Origin of the sequence: Ectothiorhodosinus mongolicus, from assembly GCF_022406875.1 — a bacterium.
GTDB classification, from domain to species: domain Bacteria; phylum Pseudomonadota; class Gammaproteobacteria; order Ectothiorhodospirales; family Ectothiorhodospiraceae; genus Ectothiorhodospira; species Ectothiorhodospira mongolica.
On sequence record NZ_CP023018.1, the window covers coordinates 63,128 to 82,007 of the forward strand.

General features: G+C 56.0%; 17 protein-coding genes and 1 tRNA gene. 11 read left to right on the forward strand and 7 right to left on the reverse strand.

Features of this window, described 5'->3' with window-relative positions:
• From infC to CKX93_RS00140, 7 genes are all read left to right on the forward strand, one after another.
• A complete protein-coding gene (infC, locus tag CKX93_RS00110; protein ID WP_076754181.1) occupies positions 1 to 519 on the forward strand; it encodes a translation initiation factor IF-3 in 519 nt (172 codons plus the stop codon).
• Between the two features lie 65 nt (positions 520 to 584).
• Complete coding sequence (gene rpmI / locus CKX93_RS00115; protein ID WP_076754183.1) at positions 585 to 782, forward strand: 50S ribosomal protein L35; 198 nt, start codon at positions 585 to 587, stop codon at positions 780 to 782.
• Positions 783 to 805: 23 nt separating this feature from the next.
• A complete protein-coding gene (gene rplT / locus CKX93_RS00120) occupies positions 806 to 1,159 on the forward strand; it encodes a 50S ribosomal protein L20 (protein WP_076754185.1) in 354 nt (117 codons plus the stop codon).
• A gap of 108 nt (positions 1,160 to 1,267) precedes the next feature.
• On the forward strand, positions 1,268 to 2,269 hold the full coding sequence (pheS, locus tag CKX93_RS00125; RefSeq protein ID WP_234982788.1) for a phenylalanine--tRNA ligase subunit alpha: 1,002 nt from the start codon (positions 1,268 to 1,270) through the stop codon (positions 2,267 to 2,269).
• 24 nt (positions 2,270 to 2,293) lie between these two features.
• Positions 2,294 to 4,693 (forward strand): phenylalanine--tRNA ligase subunit beta, encoded by a 2,400-nt coding sequence (gene pheT, locus CKX93_RS00130; RefSeq protein ID WP_076754186.1) that lies wholly within the window; start codon positions 2,294 to 2,296, stop codon positions 4,691 to 4,693.
• A gap of 4 nt (positions 4,694 to 4,697) precedes the next feature.
• A complete protein-coding gene (gene ihfA, locus CKX93_RS00135) occupies positions 4,698 to 4,997 on the forward strand; it encodes an integration host factor subunit alpha (protein ID WP_076754188.1) in 300 nt (99 codons plus the stop codon).
• Positions 4,978 to 5,334 (forward strand): MerR family transcriptional regulator, encoded by a 357-nt coding sequence (locus tag CKX93_RS00140; protein ID WP_076754190.1) that lies wholly within the window; start codon positions 4,978 to 4,980, stop codon positions 5,332 to 5,334. The genes ihfA and CKX93_RS00140 overlap by 20 nt, the downstream gene beginning before the upstream one ends.
• Positions 5,335 to 5,401: 67 nt before the next feature.
• Here the strand turns inward: CKX93_RS00140 and CKX93_RS00145 are convergent.
• Positions 5,402 to 5,478, reverse strand: a tRNA-Pro gene (locus CKX93_RS00145).
• 48 nt (positions 5,479 to 5,526) lie between these two features.
• On the reverse strand, positions 5,527 to 6,957 hold the full coding sequence (locus CKX93_RS00150; RefSeq protein WP_076754191.1) for an NAD(P)H-binding protein: 1,431 nt from the start codon (positions 6,955 to 6,957) through the stop codon (positions 5,527 to 5,529).
• Between the two features lie 69 nt (positions 6,958 to 7,026).
• Here CKX93_RS00150 and dusA point away from each other — a divergent pair, with 69 nt between their 5' ends.
• Positions 7,027 to 8,007, forward strand: a complete 981-nt coding sequence (gene dusA / locus CKX93_RS00155) for a tRNA dihydrouridine(20/20a) synthase DusA (protein WP_200799798.1) — start codon at positions 7,027 to 7,029, stop codon at positions 8,005 to 8,007.
• Here dusA and purB read toward each other — a convergent pair.
• Positions 8,004 to 9,371: an adenylosuccinate lyase gene (gene purB, locus CKX93_RS00160; RefSeq protein WP_076754195.1), complete on the reverse strand. Its 1,368-nt coding sequence runs from the start codon at positions 9,369 to 9,371 to the stop codon at positions 8,004 to 8,006. The genes dusA and purB overlap by 4 nt on opposite strands.
• A 55-nt stretch (positions 9,372 to 9,426) precedes the next feature.
• On the reverse strand, positions 9,427 to 12,102 hold the full coding sequence (acnA, locus tag CKX93_RS00165; protein ID WP_076754196.1) for an aconitate hydratase AcnA: 2,676 nt from the start codon (positions 12,100 to 12,102) through the stop codon (positions 9,427 to 9,429).
• Positions 12,103 to 12,302: 200 nt separating this feature from the next.
• Here acnA and acnB point away from each other — a divergent pair, with 200 nt between their 5' ends.
• Entirely contained in the window at positions 12,303 to 14,879 is a 2,577-nt protein-coding gene (gene acnB, locus CKX93_RS00170; RefSeq protein WP_076754198.1) for a bifunctional aconitate hydratase 2/2-methylisocitrate dehydratase, read from the forward strand.
• Here acnB and hflD read toward each other — a convergent pair.
• From hflD to CKX93_RS00185, 3 genes are read right to left on the reverse strand one after another with little or no spacing between them, the layout of a single operon-like run.
• Positions 14,876 to 15,505 carry a high frequency lysogenization protein HflD gene (gene hflD / locus CKX93_RS00175; protein WP_076754199.1) on the reverse strand — a complete coding sequence of 210 codons (630 nt, stop codon included), beginning with the start codon at positions 15,503 to 15,505 and terminating at the stop codon, positions 14,876 to 14,878. The two genes, acnB and hflD, sit on opposite strands and share 4 nt — an antisense overlap.
• A 51-nt stretch (positions 15,506 to 15,556) precedes the next feature.
• Positions 15,557 to 16,666, reverse strand: coding sequence for a tRNA 2-thiouridine(34) synthase MnmA (gene mnmA / locus CKX93_RS00180; RefSeq protein WP_076754201.1), 1,110 nt, complete (start codon positions 16,664 to 16,666; stop codon positions 15,557 to 15,559).
• Positions 16,667 to 16,672: 6 nt separating this feature from the next.
• Positions 16,673 to 17,122, reverse strand: a complete 450-nt coding sequence (locus CKX93_RS00185) for an NUDIX hydrolase (protein WP_234982757.1) — start codon at positions 17,120 to 17,122, stop codon at positions 16,673 to 16,675.
• Between the two features lie 121 nt (positions 17,123 to 17,243).
• Here CKX93_RS00185 and icd point away from each other — a divergent pair, with 121 nt between their 5' ends.
• Positions 17,244 to 18,503, forward strand: a complete 1,260-nt coding sequence (gene icd, locus CKX93_RS00190; RefSeq protein ID WP_076754205.1) for an NADP-dependent isocitrate dehydrogenase — start codon at positions 17,244 to 17,246, stop codon at positions 18,501 to 18,503.
• Positions 18,504 to 18,541: 38 nt separating this feature from the next.
• Positions 18,542 to 18,874: an ATP-dependent Clp protease adapter ClpS gene (gene clpS, locus CKX93_RS00195; protein ID WP_076754207.1), complete on the forward strand. Its 333-nt coding sequence runs from the start codon at positions 18,542 to 18,544 to the stop codon at positions 18,872 to 18,874.
• Positions 18,875 to 18,880: the final 6 nt, after the last annotated feature.

Genomic DNA, 18,880 nt, shown 5'->3' on the forward strand with positions numbered 1-18,880 from the left:
ATCAGCGCTGGAAAAGAAACCCGCCTTAATGAGCAGATCCTGGTTCCCAAGGTTCGCTTAATCGGTGCCGATGGCGAAAACCTCGGTGTAGTCAGCACTCCGGACGCTTTGAAAGTGGCTGAGGAGGCGGAACTGGATTTGGTGGAAATCGTGCCAACCGCGGAGCCGCCGGTTTGTCGGGTGATGGACTTTGGTAAGTTCCGCTTTGAGCAGAGTAAGAAATCTCAAGCGGCGCGCAAAAATCAGAAACAAGTGCAGGTTAAAGAGGTTAAGTTTCGACCGGGTACGGACATTGGCGATTACAACGTCAAACTTCGCAATCTGCAGAAATTTTTGGAAAACGGTGACAAATGCAAGGTCACGATTCGTTTTCGCGGTCGTGAAATGGCTCACCAAGAGCTGGGAATGCAACTCTTGGATCGTATCGAGGCCGACTTAGAAGAATTGGCGGCTGTTGAACAAAGGCCCAAGTTGGAAGGGCGGCAAATGGTGATGGTGCTAGGAGCCAAGAAAAAATAAGCAGTTTATTTCGGACGTGCGGGTAAACGGTACACCTTCATGTCTTTCATAATAGGAGTCCAAAGATGCCGAAGCTGAAGACCAATCGAGGCGCTGCTAAGCGCTTCACCAAGACCGGCTCGGGAGCGTTTAAGCGCAACCAGTCGCATCGTCGTCATATCCTGACGAAGAAGAGCACCAAGCGTAAGCGCCATTTGCGCGGCGCCAGCCACGTCCATGATTCGGACGTCGCAGCCGTACGCCAGATGCTGCCCAATAGCTAAGCCATTCTCAGGAGATTACGACCATGCCAAGAGTTAAAAGAGGCGTCACCGCGCACGCCCGTCACAAGAAGGTGCTGAAAAAAGCCAAAGGCTATTACGGCGCCCGTAAAAATGTTTATCGCGTTGCCACTCAGGCCGTCACTAAGGCTGGCCAGTACGCATACCGCGACCGTCGTCAGCGCAAGCGCCAGTTCCGCGCCCTGTGGATTGCCCGTATCAATGCTGCGGCGCGTCAATTTGAGCTGTCCTACAGTCGCCTCATCGACGGTTTGAATAAAGCCGGCGTGGAGATTGATCGCAAAGTGCTGGCTGATCTGGCGGTACATGATATCGCTGCCTTCGGCCGCATTGCGGAAAAGGCAAAAGCCGCGCTCTGAGGTCTGCCGACAGGTAGATTATGGTGAAAAAGGGGACGGTTTTTGCCTTCCCCTTTTTTATTGTCAGGCTTGAAAATAAAAAGGCGCTTTGTGGAATCCCTCTCAAAAATTACTGAAGCCGCTTTGGCGGCGGTCAAACAAGCCGATAATCTGGTTCGTCTGGACGAGCTACGCGTGCATTTCCTCGGCAAGAAAGGCCTGATCACTGAACAGCTTAAGACCTTGGGCCAATTGCCCGCCGAGCATCGGCGTCAAGCTGGGCAAACCATTAATGAAGCCAAAAATCTGATTGTCCAGGCACTCGATACTAAGCGCGATTCGCTCCAAGCGGTCGAGCAGGCTGCACGCCTGAGTGCCGAAAAAGTCGATATTACTTTGCCGGGTCGACGCCAATCACCGGGCGGCCTGCATCCAGTGACACGCACCATCGATCGTATTGTGCAACTCCTTGAGCCTTTGGGGTTTGTGGTGGCCGAAGGCCCGGAAGTTGAAGACGATTACCATAACTTTGAGGCGTTAAATATTCCTGCGCATCATCCGGCACGCGCCATGCATGACACCTTTTATTTCGACGCCCATCGACTGTTGCGCACACATACCTCGCCGGTGCAGGTGAGGGTGATGCAATCTCAGCAACCGCCACTGCGCATTATCGCCCCGGGACGGGTTTATCGCTGTGATTCGGATTTAACCCACAGCCCGATGTTTCATCAAGTGGAGGGTTTGATGGTCGATGAAGGCGTGAACTTTGCGCATTTGCGCGGCGTACTCGACCAATTTCTGCGCGCCTTTTTTGAACAAGACAATCTCAAAACCCGCTTCCGGCCCTCGTATTTCCCATTCACTGAGCCCAGTGCTGAGGTAGATATCCAATGCGTGCATTGTTCCGGGGAGGGCTGCCGCGTTTGTAAGCACACCGGCTGGCTGGAAGTCATGGGCTGCGGCATGGTGCATCCCAAAGTGTTCGAACACGTTGGTATCGATACTGAGCGCTACACCGGCTTTGCCTTTGGTTTGGGCGTGGAGCGCATGGCCATGCTGCGCTATGGCGTGAATGATCTGCGCCTGTTTTTTGATAATGATGTGCGCTTTTTGCGCCAGTTCGCTTAATTTCGGCGCAAAGGAAATCATCGCATGAAAATCAGTATGGCCTGGCTGAATGAGTGGGTGGATCACGGTTTAGATGCTGTCACTCTGGGGCATAAACTGACCATGGCGGGTTTGGAGCTGGATGCCATTGAACCCGTTGCCGGTGGCTTTAGCGGCATCGTTGTGGGAGAAGTTTTATCGGTTCAAGCCCATCCCAATGCCGATAAATTGCGCATTTGTTTGGTCAATGACGGAACCGCCGAGCCTAAGGCTGTGGTTTGTGGTGCGCCCAATGTGCATGAGGGGATGCGCGCACCTTTTGCTCCGGTGGGCTCGGTGTTGCCCAATGACTTTAAAATTAAACCCATTAAACTGCGCGGTGCGCCTTCTAATGGCATGTTGTGCTCCGCTCGTGAGTTGGGTCTGTCTGAAGATCATATCGGTCTGATGGCCCTGCCAGCCGATGCGCCGGTGGGCAAGGACTTGCGCGCCTATTTATCGCTCGATGATCAGGTATTAGAAATCGACCTGACGCCTAATCGTGCCGATTGTTTGTCGATAGCGGGTATCGCAAGAGAAGTGGCGACTCTGACGGGTAAAGATCTGCATCCGGTATCCTGTGAGCCGGTGACTGCCGCCAGTGACGCAACTTTTCCCGTAAGCCTGGAAGCAGCGTCTGCCTGTCCCGTGTATGTGGGTCGGGTGATCAAGGGTGTCAATGGCCAAACGGCTACCCCGCTTTGGATGCAGGAGCGTCTGCGGCGCGCAGGCATTCGTAGCCTGGGGCCTTTGGTGGATGTCACCAATTATGTGATGCTGGAGCTGGGGCAACCGATGCATGCTTTTGATCTGGCGCGGCTTTCTGGTCAAATCCACGTGCGTCAGGCCAAAGCCGGGGAAAAACTCACCCTGTTGGACGAATCCGAGGCCGAACTCAGCCCTGAGGATTTGGTGATTGCCGATGATCAACAGGTGCTGGCATTGGCGGGTGTCATGGGCGGACAGATCAGCGGCGTTGATACCCAAACCCAAGACATTTTCTTGGAGTCCGCGCATTTTTCTCCCATGGCCATTGCCGGTCGCGCCCGCGTCCATGGCCTGCATACGGAATCCTCGCATCGCTTCGAGCGTGGTGTTGATCTCGAGCTGCCCATGCGCGCTCTAGAGCGTGCTACAGCTTTATTCTTAGAGATTGTTGGCGGTGTACCGGGCCCAACTCAGTGTCATCAACTCGATGACGTGCCCGGCGCCGGCAACACGATTCATTTCCGGCCAGCGCAGGTGAAGCGCCTGCTGGGCATCGACCTCAGCGCAGAGCGCATGCAAGACATCCTGCAGCGCCTCGGCTGCCAAATAAAAATGGGGGCAGACCCCAAATTGGGGTCTGACCCCATTTGGCAGGTCGCTGTCCCCAGCTATCGCTTTGATCTGGCCATTGAGGTGGATCTTATTGAGGAGCTGGGTCGGGTAGAGGGCTATGAGCAACTGCCCTCGATCATGCCGCAACAGTCTGTACAGATGCCACGGCCTGAAGAGCAGCGCTTGAGTCTCAGCCGACTGAGACATGCCTTAGCGGATAGGGGTTATCTCGAAGCCATTTGTTTTAGCTTTGTAGATGCCGAACTGCAGAATCAACTTGAGCCTGGCGCCAATGCCTTAGCGCTGGCCAATCCCATCTCCGCTGACTTGGGGGTGATGCGCCTGAGTCTTTGGCCGGGTCTGATTCAGGCAGCGCGACACAACCTCAACCGCCAACAAGAGCGCATCCGTTTATTTGAAACTGGCCTTAGTTTTGTGCCACAAGGTGATGAATTAAAACAGGAGATGCGCATTGCTGGTTTGATTTACGGACCGCTTTATCCGCTGCATTGGGACTCGGCCCCGCGAGCTGCTGACTTCTTCGATATCAAGGGCGATGTGGAAACCCTATTGGCATTATCGGGCCTAGATGAGCGTGCGGAGTGGCGGGCTTCTGAGCATCCAGCTTTGCATCCGGCTCAAAGTGCGGCCATTTTTCTTAATGGGGCATGCGTCGGCCATTGCGGCAGCTTAAATCCGCTACTGGAGCGTGAGCTAGATCTGCCCTCAGGCGTGTTATTGTTTGAGTTGGACTTAGAAGCCATTCGGCTAGGAAGCTTGCCGGCTTATTCAGTGTTAAGTCGTTTTCCTGCGATCCGGCGCGACTTAGCACTATTAGTAGATGCTGAAGTGCCGGTGGCGAAAATGTTGGAATGTATACACAAAAATGAGCATACCCTTTTAAAGCAGGTGCATATTTTTGACCTTTACACTGGGAAAGGCGTACCCGATGGTCGAAAAAGTGTCGCTTTGGGCTTGATTTTACAGGACTTATCATCCACCCTTACGGACGAAGAAGTGGACGCCATGATCCATACGATTGTGTCAAATTTGCAACAAGACTTGGGTGTGACCCTTAGGGTTTAATGTTATGGCATTGACCAAGGCCGAAATGGCTGAACACCTCTATGAGGAGTTGGGCCTGAACAAGCGCGAAGCCAAAGAGCTCGTTGAGCTATTCTTTGAAGAAGTGCGCACCGCCCTCGAGGATGGTGAGTGGGTCAAACTCTCGGGCTTTGGCAATTTCACGCTGCGTGACAAAAACCAGCGGCCCGGCCGCAATCCCAAAACCGGCGAAGAAATCCCCATCACGGCTCGCCGTGTGGTGACCTTCCGACCTGGGCAAAAGCTCAAGGCAAGAGTGGAAACCTATGCTGGAAATGGCAAATAACAGTGAACTCCCGGTCATTCCGGGAAAGCGCTACTTCACCATTGGCGAGGTCAGCGAGCTGTGCGCGGTCAAGCCGCATGTCTTGCGTTACTGGGAGCAGGAATTTCCGACACTGAAGCCCGTTAAGCGACGGGGCAACCGTCGCTATTATCAGCGCCATGACGTCTTATTAATCCGCCAAATCCGCAGTCTGCTCTATGAGCAGGGTTACACCATCGGTGGCGCCCGCCAGAAGCTTTCCGGCGATGAGGCCAAAGAAGACGTCACCCAAAGCCTGCAAATCATCCGGCAAATGCGCCTCGAGCTGGAAGAAATCCTCCACACCCTCAAGCGCTAAAACAAAGACCTCGAAGCGGAAGTATGCGTCCGCTTGAGGCTGGAGTGATGTTGGCTGGGAGGTTGTTTGGTCGGGGCGAGAGGATTTGAACCTCCGACCACCTGCACCCCATGCAGGTGCGCTACCAGGCTGCGCTACGCCCCGAAAGCTCGGCATTATAGGCAATGAGGCTGGCTAAGGGAAGGGCGCTGCTCACCGCGCCAAGCGCGCCAGATGGCTTTGATAGCGGCGCATGACCCATAGGTGGGCAATGGCTTGGGTCCAAATATAAACATACCAGGGCAACCGAGGCGCAAAATCGTGGATAGCGGCCATGGTATAGCGGCCCTCAAGCACGCAATGAAATTCAAAGCGAGGCAATCCCGAACCTTTGCCAGCCAAGAGCCCCCCTTTGACTCGGTAAATCTGCCGCTCGGCTGTGCTGAGCTGAGTATCCAAACACAGTTTTAGCAGCGTGAGTTGTGGAAAGCGAAGACCAATCTCCACGCAATGATCGCTGTCCCATTGGGTTTTAACCAGTCCGCCGCAACAACTGCCCAACCAATCCCAGTAATTACGCGCCACCCAAGCAGAATCCATGCCCGGCGGCAAAATGATCCGTTGAATAGAGCGCACAAGGCTCGCCTGACGCAGGCCTGATTTTAATTGCGGCTCAAACGCTTGGCGCGGCCCGGGTTTGACGCGTCGCGTTGTGCCATCCAGCGCTTCTTCCAATGCGGCATCAAACCCCAACAGGCCCTCTGCAATTCGATCTTGCAACGCATTGGGCTGTAAATCCGCGTCAGCAGGAAGGCTGCCAATCACTTGGCCGGCCAGCGCGATGGGTGCGCCGGTTATCCAGCGAATACTCCAAGCCATAAAACGCTCGGGCAGCCATGGAACCCGCACAAACCGGCGTTTCAGGCCCAAACGCGTCGCGGTAATCCTGAGTAACTGCTCAAAACTCAGTTTATCGGGCCCCGTCAGATCATAGCTGCCGCGCCAGTGCTGAGGCTGTTGCAGCACCACACGTAAAGCGCGAATGAGATCGCGTAAAGCAATGGGATAGGTGACAGAACGCGCGCTGGGCGGCAGGTACAAATACCCTAAACGGCGCACCAGCTCGACCATCAGGCGTGTAGCGGTGCCACCCGGTCCAACCACGAGCCCGGCACGCAAAACCGTCAGCGGTGTGCCTTGAGATTGCAGCGCCAACTCCACCTCTCGATGACTCCACAATAAGGAAGAAATACGAAAGCTGCGGGGCATCAGGCTACTGAGGTAGACGATCTGGCCTAGCCCACTGGCCTTGGCCGCGCGCGCAAAATTATCAGCCAGCACCAGATCCATATCCCGCGGCTCTGCCTGGGTGAGGCGCGAAGAGGGGCGCAAGGAGTGCACCAAATAGACGGCCGTATCAAAGCCGCTTAAGGCCTGAGTGAGCGCTTCTAGATCATAGAGATCACAATGCTGCCACTGCACCTTATCGCCCAAAGGCGCCGCTGCCGCCAAAGCCGGCGAACGCGTTAGCGCGACCACATCGAACTCATCGCCCAATGCTTGCGCTAAGGCTTGACCTATAAACCCGCTGGCGCCGACCAAGACCACGCGCCGACCCGAATACTGTGAGACCCCTTCAGACATGCGGCACAGTGTAATCCATCATGCGAGCCTCAGTGGCGATTGCATCTAAAGCCATTTACCATGCGCGCCATGTCATTCAATGATGAGAAACCAATCCATACGTTTTGTGTGGCGCCGATGATGGACTGGACCGATCGGCACTACCGCTATTTGGCCCGTCTGCTGAGTCGGCATGCCTATCTGTATACGGAAATGGTGACCACGGGGGCTATCTTGCACGGTGACAAAGACCGCTTTTTGCGGTTCAACCCCGAAGAGACGCCAGTGGCCTTGCAATTGGGTGGTTCAGATGCGGCTGATTTGGCGCAATGTGCGCGCCTGGGCGAGCAGTGGGGTTATGACGAAATCAATCTCAATGTGGGCTGTCCTTCGGATCGGGTCAGCAGCGGGCGCTTTGGTGCCTGTTTGATGGCCGAACCTGAGACTGTCGCGCAGGCGGTGGCGGCGATGAAGGCGGCGGTGGATTTACCGGTGACGGTGAAATGCCGCATTGGTATCGATGCGCACGACAGTTATGCGTATTTACGCGACTTTGTTGGGCGCGTGGTGCAAGCCGGGATGGATACTTTAATCGTGCATGCGCGCAAAGCTTGGCTGTCAGGGCTAAGCCCAAAAGAAAACCGCAAGGTGCCGCCCTTGGATTACCCGCGCGTTCACCGTTTGGCGACGGAATTCCCGGATTTATCGGTGATCATCAATGGCGGTTTTACTGATCTTGAATCAGCTATGGCACAGCTTGAATATGTGGATGGTGTGATGCTTGGCCGCGCCGCCTATCAGCAGCCTGGGCTTTTGGCCCGTGTCGATCGCCTGTTCTATGGATCAACAGAGGCTGATACCGATATTCGGGCCTGCGTGCTGCATTATTGTGATTACGTGGAGAGCCAATTGTCACACGGGGTTCGGCTGCCCACGCTGATCAAGCCATTGCTGGGCCTTTTTGCTGGCCAACCGGGCGCTCGGCAGTGGCGACGTCACTTAAGCGAACAAGGGCACCAGCCAGGAGCCGGCACCGAAGTCATTCATCACGCACTGACCCATACTCGCTAGATGCGGCGGGCTTGGGCGGCAGCGTTGCCCAGATAGTTTGCTGGGGTGAGGCGCTTGAGTTCGGCCTTGGCAGTCTCGGGGATCTCCAAAGTGTCGATAAAGGCCTCGAGCCGCTGCTGATCAATGCACTGGCCGCGCGTTAAGTCCTTGAGCTTCTCGTAGGGCTTTTCCACGCCATAGCGGCGCATCACGGTTTGGATGGGTTCAGCCAAGACTTCCCAGTTGGCATCTAAATCCGCGAGCAGGCGCGCACTGTCGACCTCTAGCTTGCCAATGCCCTTGTCTAACGCTTGGTAGGCGATCACAGACCAGGCAAAGCCCATGCCGATGTTACGCAGCACGGTGGAGTCGGTCAGATCACGCTGCCAACGCGAGATGGGCAGTTTTTCGGCCAGATGCGTGAGCACGGCGTTGGCCAGACCCAAATTTCCCTCAGCATTCTCAAAATCAATGGGATTGACTTTATGCGGCATGGTCGAGGAGCCGACTTCGCCGGCCACAACCTTTTGTTTGAAGTAACCCAGTGAGATATAGCCCCAGATGTCGCGCGATAAATCGATGAGGATGGTGTTAAACCGCGCCAGTGCATGAAATAACGAGGCCATATAGTCATGTGGCTCGATTTGGATGGTGTAGGGGTTCATCGACAGCCCCAGACCCTCGATAAACTCTTTCGCATGGGCTTCCCAGTCGATATCTGGATAAGCGCTAAGGTGGGCGTTGTAATTGCCGACAGCGCCGTTGATCTTGCCCAAAAGCACCACATCCGCCACTTCGTTGCGCACCGCGCGCAGGCGATGCACCACATTGGCCATTTCTTTGCCCAGCGTCGTGGGTGAGGCGGGTTGGCCATGGGTGCGCGAGAGCATGGGCTGATCGGCTTGCGCATGCGCCAGGGAGCGCAATTGTTCGATCAGGGCATCCAACATCGGCAGCAGCACCTGACTGCGCGCCTCCCGCAGCATCAGTGCGTAAGACAGGTTATTGATGTCCTCTGAGGTACAGGCGAAATGCAAAAACTCACTGGCGGCGGCTAGCTGGGGGTGTTGTTCCACACGCTCCTTGAGGAAATACTCCACCGCTTTGACATCGTGATTGGTGGTGCGCTCAATGTTTTTCACGCGCCGCGCGTCTGCTTCGGAAAAGCTGGTGATGATCTCATCCAAGACGGTGAGGGTGGCGGCATCAAAGGCCGGCACTTCGGTCACCTTGGGTTCGGCGGCCAAAGATTTCAGCCAAGCGATTTCCACCTGAACGCGATGGCGAATCAGCCCGTACTCGCTAAAAATCGGCCGCAGCGCCGCGGTCTTGTCGGCATAACGTCCATCCACCGGCGAGACCGCCGTGAGCGTCGATAAATCCATGAGCCAGCCCTTTATGCTTGCAACAGCCGCTCATTGTACCTGAAGAGCGTCGATCTCAGGCAGCCGCCAGTTGCCTCAGCACATAGTGCAAGATGCCGCCATGACGGTAGTACTCCCATTCCTTGGGCGTATCGATGCGCACCCGGGCTTCGAATGGGGTCTGACCCCCTTGGTTATTGTGGGCGGTGACCACCACGGTGTGGGGCTCGTCATCGAGGCTGCTGATGTCGAAGGCTTCGTAGCCATCTAGGCCGAGCTCTTGCGCGTTTTGGCCGGGCAGAAATTGCAGTGGCAAGACGCCAAATCCAACCAAGTTGGAGCGATGGATGCGCTCAAAGCTCTCGGCGATGACAGCCCTAATGCCTAGCAAGCGCGTGCCTTTAGCGGCCCAGTCGCGCGAGGAGCCCGTGCCATATTCTTTACCGGCCAGCACGATGAGCGGCACATCCTCATTGCGATAGCGCATGGCCGCGTCATAAATGCTTATACGCTCGCCGCTGGGGATGTGCGTGGTCCAGCCGCCCTCAGTGCCTGGCGCCATCTGATTGCGCAGACGCACATTAGCAAATGTGCCGCGCATCATGACCTCGTGATTGCCGCGGCGTGAGCCATAAGAATTAAACTCTTTGGGTTCGATGCCATGCTCTTGTAGATAACGGCCAGCAGGGCTATCCGGATGAATACTGCCGGCCGGGGAGATGTGGTCGGTGGTAATTGAATCTCCAACTTTGACCAAGCAACGCGCACCACTCATTTCTTGGATAGCCTCGGGATCCATCCTCATATGCTCGAAGTAGGGCGGGTTTTTCACATAGGTCGAGTCCGTCCAGTCATAACGCTCGGAGGTTGCCGTGGCGATTTTCTGCCAGTTGGAATCGCCCTGAAACACATCGGCATACTGGTCGCGATACATGGCCGAGGAAATATTAGCACCCAGCAGCTCCGCAATCTCCGCTTGGGTGGGCCAGATGTCCTTGAGCATCACCGGCTGGCCATCTTTACCTATGCCCAGAGGTTCGCTGTAGGGGTCAATGTTCATGGTGCCGGCCAAGGCGTAGGCCACCACCAGTGGCGGTGAGGCCAAGTAGTTGGCGCGCACATCGGCATGAATACGCCCCTCAAAATTGCGATTGCCGGAGAGTACGGCGGTAGCCAACAGCTTGCCTTGATGAATGGCCTGACTGATGGGCTCAGACAGAGGTCCGGAATTGCCAATACAGGTGGTACAACCAAAGCCCACCACATTAAAGCCCAGATCCGCCAACGGCTTAAGCAGCCCGGCTTTCTCTAAGTAGGCGGGTACCACTTGAGAGCCCGGCGCCAAGGAGGTTTTCACCCAAGGTTTGGGTTTGAGGCCCAAGGCTTGGGCTTTTTTCGCCACCAGCCCGGCGGCCAACAAAACCGCCGGATTGGAGGTGTTGGTGCATGAGGTAATGGCGGCAATCACCACGGCGCCATGCGGCAGTTCATATGTTGTGTCCTCAACGGTGTAGCTGACCGTGGCATCAGCCGCCACCGCATCGGGGGTGTCCGCCAAATGACTTTTTAAAGTCTGCTCATAGCTGCTTTTCGCTTGGGTCAGGGCGATCCGGTCCTGAGGACGACGCGGACCAGCTAAGCTGGGCACGACTGAGCCCAGGTCCAGCTCCAGGCGCGCGCTGTAATCGGCCTCACGAGCGCCGGTTTCACGCCACAGGCCCTGCGCTTTGGCGTAGGCCTCGACCAGCTGTACCTGCTCAGTATCGCGACCCGAGAGGCTGAGATAATTCAGGGTTTCTTGGTCGATGGGGAAGATGCCGCAGGTGGCGCCATATTCCGGGGCCATATTGGCAATCGTGGCGCGGTCCGCCAGAGGCAGATGATCCAAGCCATCGCCGAAAAACTCGACAAACTTACCCACCACGCCTTGTGCGCGCAGCATCTCGGTGACTGTCAGTACCAAATCGGTGGCGGTAGCGCCCTCAGGCAGGCGGCCGGTCAGTTTAAAGCCCACCACTTGTGGAATTAGCATGGAAATCGGCTGCCCCAGCATGGCGGCTTCGGCTTCGATACCGCCCACACCCCAGCCCAAAACACCGAGGCCATTGATCATGGTGGTATGCGAGTCAGTGCCCACCAAAGTGTCGGGATAGGCCTGCAGGCTGCCGTTATCCTCACGCACGAACACGGTCTGCGCCAGATATTCAAGATTGACCTGATGCACGATGCCAGTGCCTGGGGGTACGACCCTAAAATTATCGAAGGCTTGTTGGCCCCAGCGCAGGAACTGATAACGCTCGCGGTTGCGGTGGTATTCCAGCTTAATGTTGAGGTCCAAGGAGTCGGCACCCCCAAAATGATCGACCATCACCGAGTGATCGATGACCAAGTCGACGGGGGTCAAAGGGTTGATACGCGCTGGGTCTTTACCCAAAGACTGCATCGCATCGCGCATCGCCGCCAGATCGACCACCGCCGGCACGCCGGTAAAATCCTGCAGCACCACGCGCGCTGGCGTGAAGGCAATTTCCTTGCTGGGCTCGGCTTGAGCATCCCAATCCAACAATGCCTGGATATGCTCTTTCGTGACATTGACGCCATCCTCCGTGCGCAGCAGATTCTCTAACAAAACCTTCAGCGAAAAGGGCAGACGGTCAATGTCATGAGTGGCCCGTAAGGCGCTGAGAGAGCGGATGTGAAAGGTCTTACCACCTACCGGCAATGTGGTCTGGGTTTGGAAGCTATCTGACATGGTGAGTCTCCTGGCGGTCTGGCCTACCCAGTGGCAGGCAAAGACTTAGTTGTTTTTAGCTTGCGCGCTGTCAGTGGTCGCCATCGGCGCCTTAGGCTAGAATGCTGCTCTGCAAAAACCAATGGTGTCAAAAAGCCACACCCACAGCAGTCATATTCCACACAACCGGAATCGCCGGTTACTTCGGAGGGGGATCCGCCATGCTAGAAGCCTATCGCCAACACGTTGCTGAACGCGCCCAAGAAGGGATTGTACCTAAGCCTCTAGATGCCGACATGACGGCTCAGCTGGTGGATCTGCTGAAAAACCCGCCCGCCGGCGAGGAAGAGTTTTTATTGGATTTAATCACCCACCGCGTGCCCCCGGGTGTGGATGAAGCCGCCTACGTGAAAGCTGGTTTTCTCTCGGCCATTGCGAAAGGCGAGGCCAGCTCGCCGCTGATTGATGCCCGCCACGCCATCCGGTTGTTGGGCACCATGCAAGGCGGCTATAACATCGCCACTTTGGTCGAACTGTTGGATGACGCCCAGCTGGCTGAAGCGGCTGCCGAAGAGCTCAAACACACATTGCTGATGTTTGACGCCTTTCATGACGTGCAAGAGCGCGCGGAGAGTGGCAATGCTCACGCGAAAAACCTGGTTCAGTCCTGGGCCGATGCCGAATGGTTCCTCAATAAGCCGGAAGTCCCTGAAAAACTGACGGTCACCATTTTCAAGGTGCCGGGTGAGACCAATACCGATGATTTGTCGCCGGCGCCTGATGCTTGGAGCCGCCCCGACATTCCGCTGCATGCCAAAGCCATGTACAAGATGCCCCGGGAAGGCATCACCAATGCGCAAGAGCAGATCGAAGCGCTGAAACAAAAAGGTCACCCCGTCGCCCTCGTGGGCGATGTCATGGGCACCGGATCTTCGCGCAAATCCGCCACCAACTCGGTGCTGTGGTACATCGGTGATGATCTCCCCTATGTCCCGAATAAGCGCTTTGGCGGGGTGTGTTTGGGCGGCAAAATCGCGCCGATTTTCTTTAACACCATGGAAGATGCGGGAGCTCTGCCCATTGAGTTGGATGTCGATGGCTTGAACATGGGCGATGTGGTGGATATTTACCCACATGCCGGCAAGGTTTGCCGTCATGACACGGACGAAGTCATTACCACCTTCGAACTGCGCACACCGGTGATTCTGGATGAAGTGCGTGCTGGGGGTCGTATCCCGCTGATTATTGGCCGCGGCCTGACCGATCGTGCGCGTGAGGCACTGAGCCTTGAGCCCTCCACCGTGTTTAAGCGCCCACAAGCCCCGGCCGACAGCGGCAAAGGCTTCACGCTGGCGCAGAAAATGGTGGGCAAAGCTTGCGGTGTTGCTGGCGTTCGCCCGGGTACTTATTGTGAGCCGCGCATGACCACCGTGGGATCTCAGGACACCACCGGCCCCATGACCCGTGATGAGCTCAAAGACCTGGCCTGTTTGGGCTTCCAAGCCGACTTGGTGATGCAGTCATTCTGTCATACGGCGGCATACCCCAAACCGGTGGATGTGAGTACCCACCATACGCTGCCGGATTTCATCATGAACCGCGGCGGTGTCTCGCTGCGCCCGGGTGATGGCGTGATCCATTCCTGGTTGAATCGCATGCTGCTGCCCGACACCGTCGGTACCGGCGGCGACTCGCATACGCGTTTCCCCACGGGGATTTCCTTCCCGGCGGGATCTGGCTTGGTGGCTTTTGCCGCGGCCACGGGCGTCATGCCTTTGGACATGCCCGAATCGGTGTTGGTGCACTTTAAAGGTCAAATGCAGCCGGGCATTACTCTGCGCGATTTGGTGCATGCCATCCCCTATACCGCGATTCAGCAGGGCCTTCTTACCGTTGAGAAAAAAGGTAAGAAAAACATATTTTCAGGACGTGTTCTTGAGATTGAAGGTTTAGAAGATTTAACGGTGGAACAAGCCTTTGAACTCTCCGATGCCTCAGCTGAGCGCTCGGCTGGCGGTTGTACCATCACCTTATCGGAAGAACGGGTGGCGGAGTATTTGCGCTCTAATATCACCATGCTGCGCTGGATGATTGCCAGTGGCTATGGCGATGCCCGTTCCCTAGAGCGCCGTGCCAAAGCCATGGAAGACTGGCTGGCCAATCCTAGCCTGATGCGTGCGGATGCGGATGCCGAATATTCGGCGGTCATTGAGATCAATCTGAATGAGATCAAAGAGCCGATTTTGTGTGCCCCGAATGATCCCGATGATGCGCGTTTGTTATCCGATGTCACCGGCGATTCCATCGATGAAGTGTTTATCGGCTCATGCATGACCAACATTGGTCATTTCCGCGCTGCCGGTAAACTGTTGGAAAAATTTGGCGGCACCTTGCCAACCCGGCTTTGGGTGGCCCCGCCAACCCGCATGGATCAGCAGCAACTCACTGAAGAGGGCTACTACAGCATCTTTGGGAAGGCGGGCGCGCGAACGGAGATGCCCGGCTGCTCGCTGTGCATGGGCAATCAGGCGCGCGTTGCCGCGAAATCCACGGTGGTCTCGACCTCCACCCGAAACTTCCCCAATCGCCTCGGCGATGCCGCCAATGTGTATCTGGCTTCGGCGGAATTGGCCGCAGTGGCGGCAGTGCTGGGTCGCCTGCCAACGGTGGAGGAGTATCTGGGCTATGCGGCCGATCTCAACACCATGGCCGGTGAGGTCTATCGCTACCTGAACTTTGATCAGATCGCCGAATACCAAGATGCGGCGAAAACCGTGATCCCGGTGGTAGCGGCTTAAGCGTTGATCTGATGCAACAGGGCACGGCCCTCACGGACGAGGGCTTTGCGGCCGAATATGAGGCGCCAGCGAGCGCCTCCAGCTTGCTGCCATAATGTCGCGGCACGAATGGCGGTCAGCAGTAGCGTGCGGATGGTGGCGGCCAGTTTTGGGTCCTTAAGATAGGTGTTATCACCTTGCACCATAATGCGCGGTCCGAGGGTGCTGATACTCTCGCGGTAGGTGCTACCCAAGCGCTCGATAATATTCTCATGCAGCAGTCCAAAGCTCTCACTTTGGGCTTGAGCGACTTCAATACCACGGCGCAGGGCTTCAATGGCCTCGGGATTGCGCATCAACAAGCGCTGCAAATTCAACACACTCAGCACATAAGTGGCGGTTTCACGTTCAAGGCTTGCGTCCTTGGAGGAAAACTGTTCAACCATAATGCGCAGGCCCGGCTCGAGCGCGGCAACACCGCCGTAGACTTCCTCAATAGAGTCAGCGCTGAACTGAAATAGGCTGGTGACTAGCGGTGTCATCACCGCTTCATCGTATTCGCCTTTCCAAGCGATGCTGCGCACCAAGCTCACCGCTTGGCACAATGCGGATATGGCTAAAGCACGGTTGGTGTCATTGGCTTGCATGGGGAGTGTGTCAGCCGATTGGCAATAAATGAGGGCTTACTATAACCGAGATCAGCTGCGTTCCTGAATGACCCCACCGCCCAAACAGATTTCGCCTTGGTAAAGCACCACGGATTGGCCTGGCGCGATCGCACGTTGCGGCGCGGTAAACTCGATGCGGTATTGTTGCGGACGGTTCTCAAGAGCGCGTAAACGGCAGGCCTGAGGTTTCTGACGATAGCGGATCATCGCCTCATAAGCTTGTCCGTCAGCCAGGTCCTCAGCGGGAGGGGCGCCGGATACCCAATGCATGTCTTGAGCGATTAGAGCGCTGCCCAACAGAGCAGGGTGATCATGGCCTTGAGCGACGATCAAGCGATTCTTGGCTAAATCCTTATCCACCACATACCAAGGCGCTTCATCTTGGCCCGCCACGCCGCCAATTCCCAGGCCCTGGCGCTGACCCGGGGTGTAGAGCATCAGGCCTTGATGCTCACCCAAGATATCGCCATCGATACTGATGATCTCGCCGGGCTGGGCGGGCAGATAACGCTTTAAGAAATCCGCAAAACGCCGCTCGCCGATAAAACAAATGCCCGTGCTGTCTTTTTTGGCGTGGTTAGGAAAGCCCGCAGCCGCGGCGATGGCGCGCACTTCGGGCTTTGCTAAATCGCCCAGCGGGAAGTGGCTGACACATAACTGCTCTTGCCCGAGGGTATAAAGAAAATAGGATTGATCTTTGTTACGATCCCGGCCCCGCAGCAGCTGAAACCGGCCATGATCCTCAGCCACACGAGCATAGTGTCCTGTGGCAATGCCCGCGGCACCTAGCTTTCTGGCGTAATCCAAAAAGGCGCGGAATTTGATTTCGCGATTACATAGAATATCGGGATTGGGTGTGCGACCAGCGCGATATTCCTGAAGAAAATGCGCAAACACTCGATCCCAGTACTCGCTCGCGAAATTCACCTTATGCAGGGTGATCTCCAGCATCCGGCAAATGGCTTTGGCATCTTCTAAGTCCTCAGCCGCCGCACAATAGCCTGGCTCATCGTCATCCTCCCAGTTCTTCATGAACAGGCCTTCGACGCGGTAACCGGCTTCCAACAGGCGCAGCGCCGCCACAGCGGAATCCACACCGCCGGACAGGCCGACGATAATGCGCTCAGCGTTGGCGTTCATAGGGCCCTAAAGATCAATGAGTAGATCCAAAGGATAACGCTGTCCTTTGAGATAATCCTCGATACAGGTCAAGACCAGGGGACTGCGTAATTGCGTTGGATCAGCCCGCAGTTCCTCAACACCCACCCAGCGCCATCCGATAATGTCGTCATCGATGGTTCTGCCTGGCAATGGCTCAGATACCTGGCCACACACTGCCAGGCGCAAAAAGGTGAGGTTTTTCTCAGCCCAAGCCCAGCGGTAGAGGCCGGTAATGGCCACCGGTTGCAGATCGCGGCCAGTCTCTTCTAGGGTCTCGCGCACCACCGCCTGCAACAGGCTTTCGCCTTCCTCAAGATGCCCAGCCGGTTGGTTAAGCACCTTTCGCCCAGCTTCAAGCTCCTCAACCAAGAGGAATTTTTGCTGCTGCTCAATGACAGCGGCTACCGTCACTCTGGGGGTCCATACACTGTGCAAAAGTCTCTCCCGCATGGCTTCACGAAAAGGCTGGGGCGGTGCACACTACCGTAAACCACAGACTGTGTATAATCCAAACAGGTTTGTGACATGCCAATTCACGTCAGGCAAAGGAAACGCTATGGGCTTCGAACATATCAAAATCCCGGAACAAGGGACCCGCATCACAGCCAACGCTGACTTCTCCTTAAACGTCCCCGATAACCCCATTATCCCCTACATCGAAGGGGACGGCATCGGCGTCGATATTAGTCCGGTGATGATTAAGGTGGTGGATGCCGCGGTGGAAAAAGCTTACGGCGGGAAAAAACGTATCGCGTGGATGGAGGTTTACGCCGGCGAGAAAGCCACGCATGTCTACGGCGGCGATCATTGGTTGCCGACTGAAACCATGGAGGCGATTCGTGACTATGTGGTCTCGATTAAAGGTCCCCTGACCACGCCGGTGGGGGGTGGCATTCGCTCCCTCAATGTGGCGCTGCGTCAGGAACTGGATTTGTATGTCTGCCAGCGCCCCATTCGTTATTTCACGGGCGTGCCCAGCCCGCTGAAAACTCCCGAGCGCACCGATATGGTGATCTTCCGGGAAAACTCGGAAGACATTTATGCTGGGATCGAGTGGGCTGCCGAGTCGCCCGAAGCCAAGCAGGTGATTGATTTTCTCTTGAACACGATGGGTGTGACCAAGATTCGCTTCCCAGAGAGCAGCGGCATCGGCGTTAAACCGGTATCCCGAGATGGCACCCAGCGCTTGGTGCGCAAGGCCATTCAGTACGCGATCGACAACGACCGCGACTCGGTCACTTTGGTACACAAAGGCAACATCATGAAGTTCACCGAAGGCGCCTTTAAAAACTGGGGCTACGAACTGGCCATAGAAGAGTTTGGTGCCACGGAGCTGGATGGCGGGCCTTGGTGCACGCTGAAAAACCCCAAGACCGGTCGCGACATGATCATCAAAGACGTGATTGCTGATAATTTCTTACAACAAATCCTGCTGCGTCCACAGGACTACAGCGTCATTGCCACGCTCAATCTCAATGGCGATTACATCTCTGATGCTCTGGCGGCTCAGGTGGGCGGTATCGGTATTGCCCCAGGCGCCAATCTTTCGGATACCGTGGCCATGTTCGAAGCCACGCACGGCACGGCCCCCAAATATGCGGGTCTGGATCGGGTGAACCCGGGCTCGATTATTCTGTCTGCTGAAATGATGTTGCGTCACATGGGCTGGACTGAAGCGGCAGACCTAATCATAACCGGGCTTAGCGGTGCGATTAGCTCAGGTCGGGTTACCTATGATTTTGCCCGCGCGGTTGAAGGCACCACAGAGCTGAGCTGTTCAGATTTTGGTGACAATATTATTGACCACATGGCTTGAGGTGTTGAATTGCGCACAAAAGGCCGCACAATGGAACTATGAGTAAGGGAGACGATCACAAACCAGATCAAGATCAGGGCCAAGGCTTGGCATTGGACGAAGCCCGTCCTGAACTCAAGCCGCCACCGCGATTTAAAGTGTTGTTATTGAACGACGACTACACGCCCATGGAGTTTGTGGTCGAAGTATTGGAAGTGTTTTTCGCCATGGACCGGGAAAAAGCGACCCGGGTTATGTTGCATGTGCATACCCGAGGTAAGGGCGTTTGCGGGATCTACAGCCGCGATATCGCCGAAACCAAGGTGGCACAGGTCAATGACTACTCACGAGAGCACCAGCACCCCCTGCTGTGTGCGATGGAAGAGGCCTAGAGCAAA

Coding starts and splice junctions, on each gene's coding strand:
- rpmI (WP_076754183.1), top strand. CDS start 585: ATGCCGAAGCTGAAGACCAATCGAGGCGCTGCTAAGCGCTTCACCAAG.
- rplT (WP_076754185.1), top strand. CDS start 806: ATGCCAAGAGTTAAAAGAGGCGTCACCGCGCACGCCCGTCACAAGAAG.
- pheT (WP_076754186.1), top strand. CDS start 2,294: ATGAAAATCAGTATGGCCTGGCTGAATGAGTGGGTGGATCACGGTTTA.
- ihfA (WP_076754188.1), top strand. CDS start 4,698: ATGGCATTGACCAAGGCCGAAATGGCTGAACACCTCTATGAGGAGTTG.
- CKX93_RS00140 (WP_076754190.1), top strand. CDS start 4,978: ATGCTGGAAATGGCAAATAACAGTGAACTCCCGGTCATTCCGGGAAAG.
- CKX93_RS00150 (WP_076754191.1), bottom strand. CDS start 6,957: ATGTCTGAAGGGGTCTCACAGTATTCGGGTCGGCGCGTGGTCTTGGTC.
- dusA (WP_200799798.1), top strand. CDS start 7,027: ATGTCATTCAATGATGAGAAACCAATCCATACGTTTTGTGTGGCGCCG.
- purB (WP_076754195.1), bottom strand. CDS start 9,371: ATGGATTTATCGACGCTCACGGCGGTCTCGCCGGTGGATGGACGTTAT.
- acnA (WP_076754196.1), bottom strand. CDS start 12,102: ATGTCAGATAGCTTCCAAACCCAGACCACATTGCCGGTAGGTGGTAAG.
- acnB (WP_076754198.1), top strand. CDS start 12,303: ATGCTAGAAGCCTATCGCCAACACGTTGCTGAACGCGCCCAAGAAGGG.
- hflD (WP_076754199.1), bottom strand. CDS start 15,505: ATGCAAGCCAATGACACCAACCGTGCTTTAGCCATATCCGCATTGTGC.
- mnmA (WP_076754201.1), bottom strand. CDS start 16,666: ATGAACGCCAACGCTGAGCGCATTATCGTCGGCCTGTCCGGCGGTGTG.
- icd (WP_076754205.1), top strand. CDS start 17,244: ATGGGCTTCGAACATATCAAAATCCCGGAACAAGGGACCCGCATCACA.
- clpS (WP_076754207.1), top strand. CDS start 18,542: ATGAGTAAGGGAGACGATCACAAACCAGATCAAGATCAGGGCCAAGGC.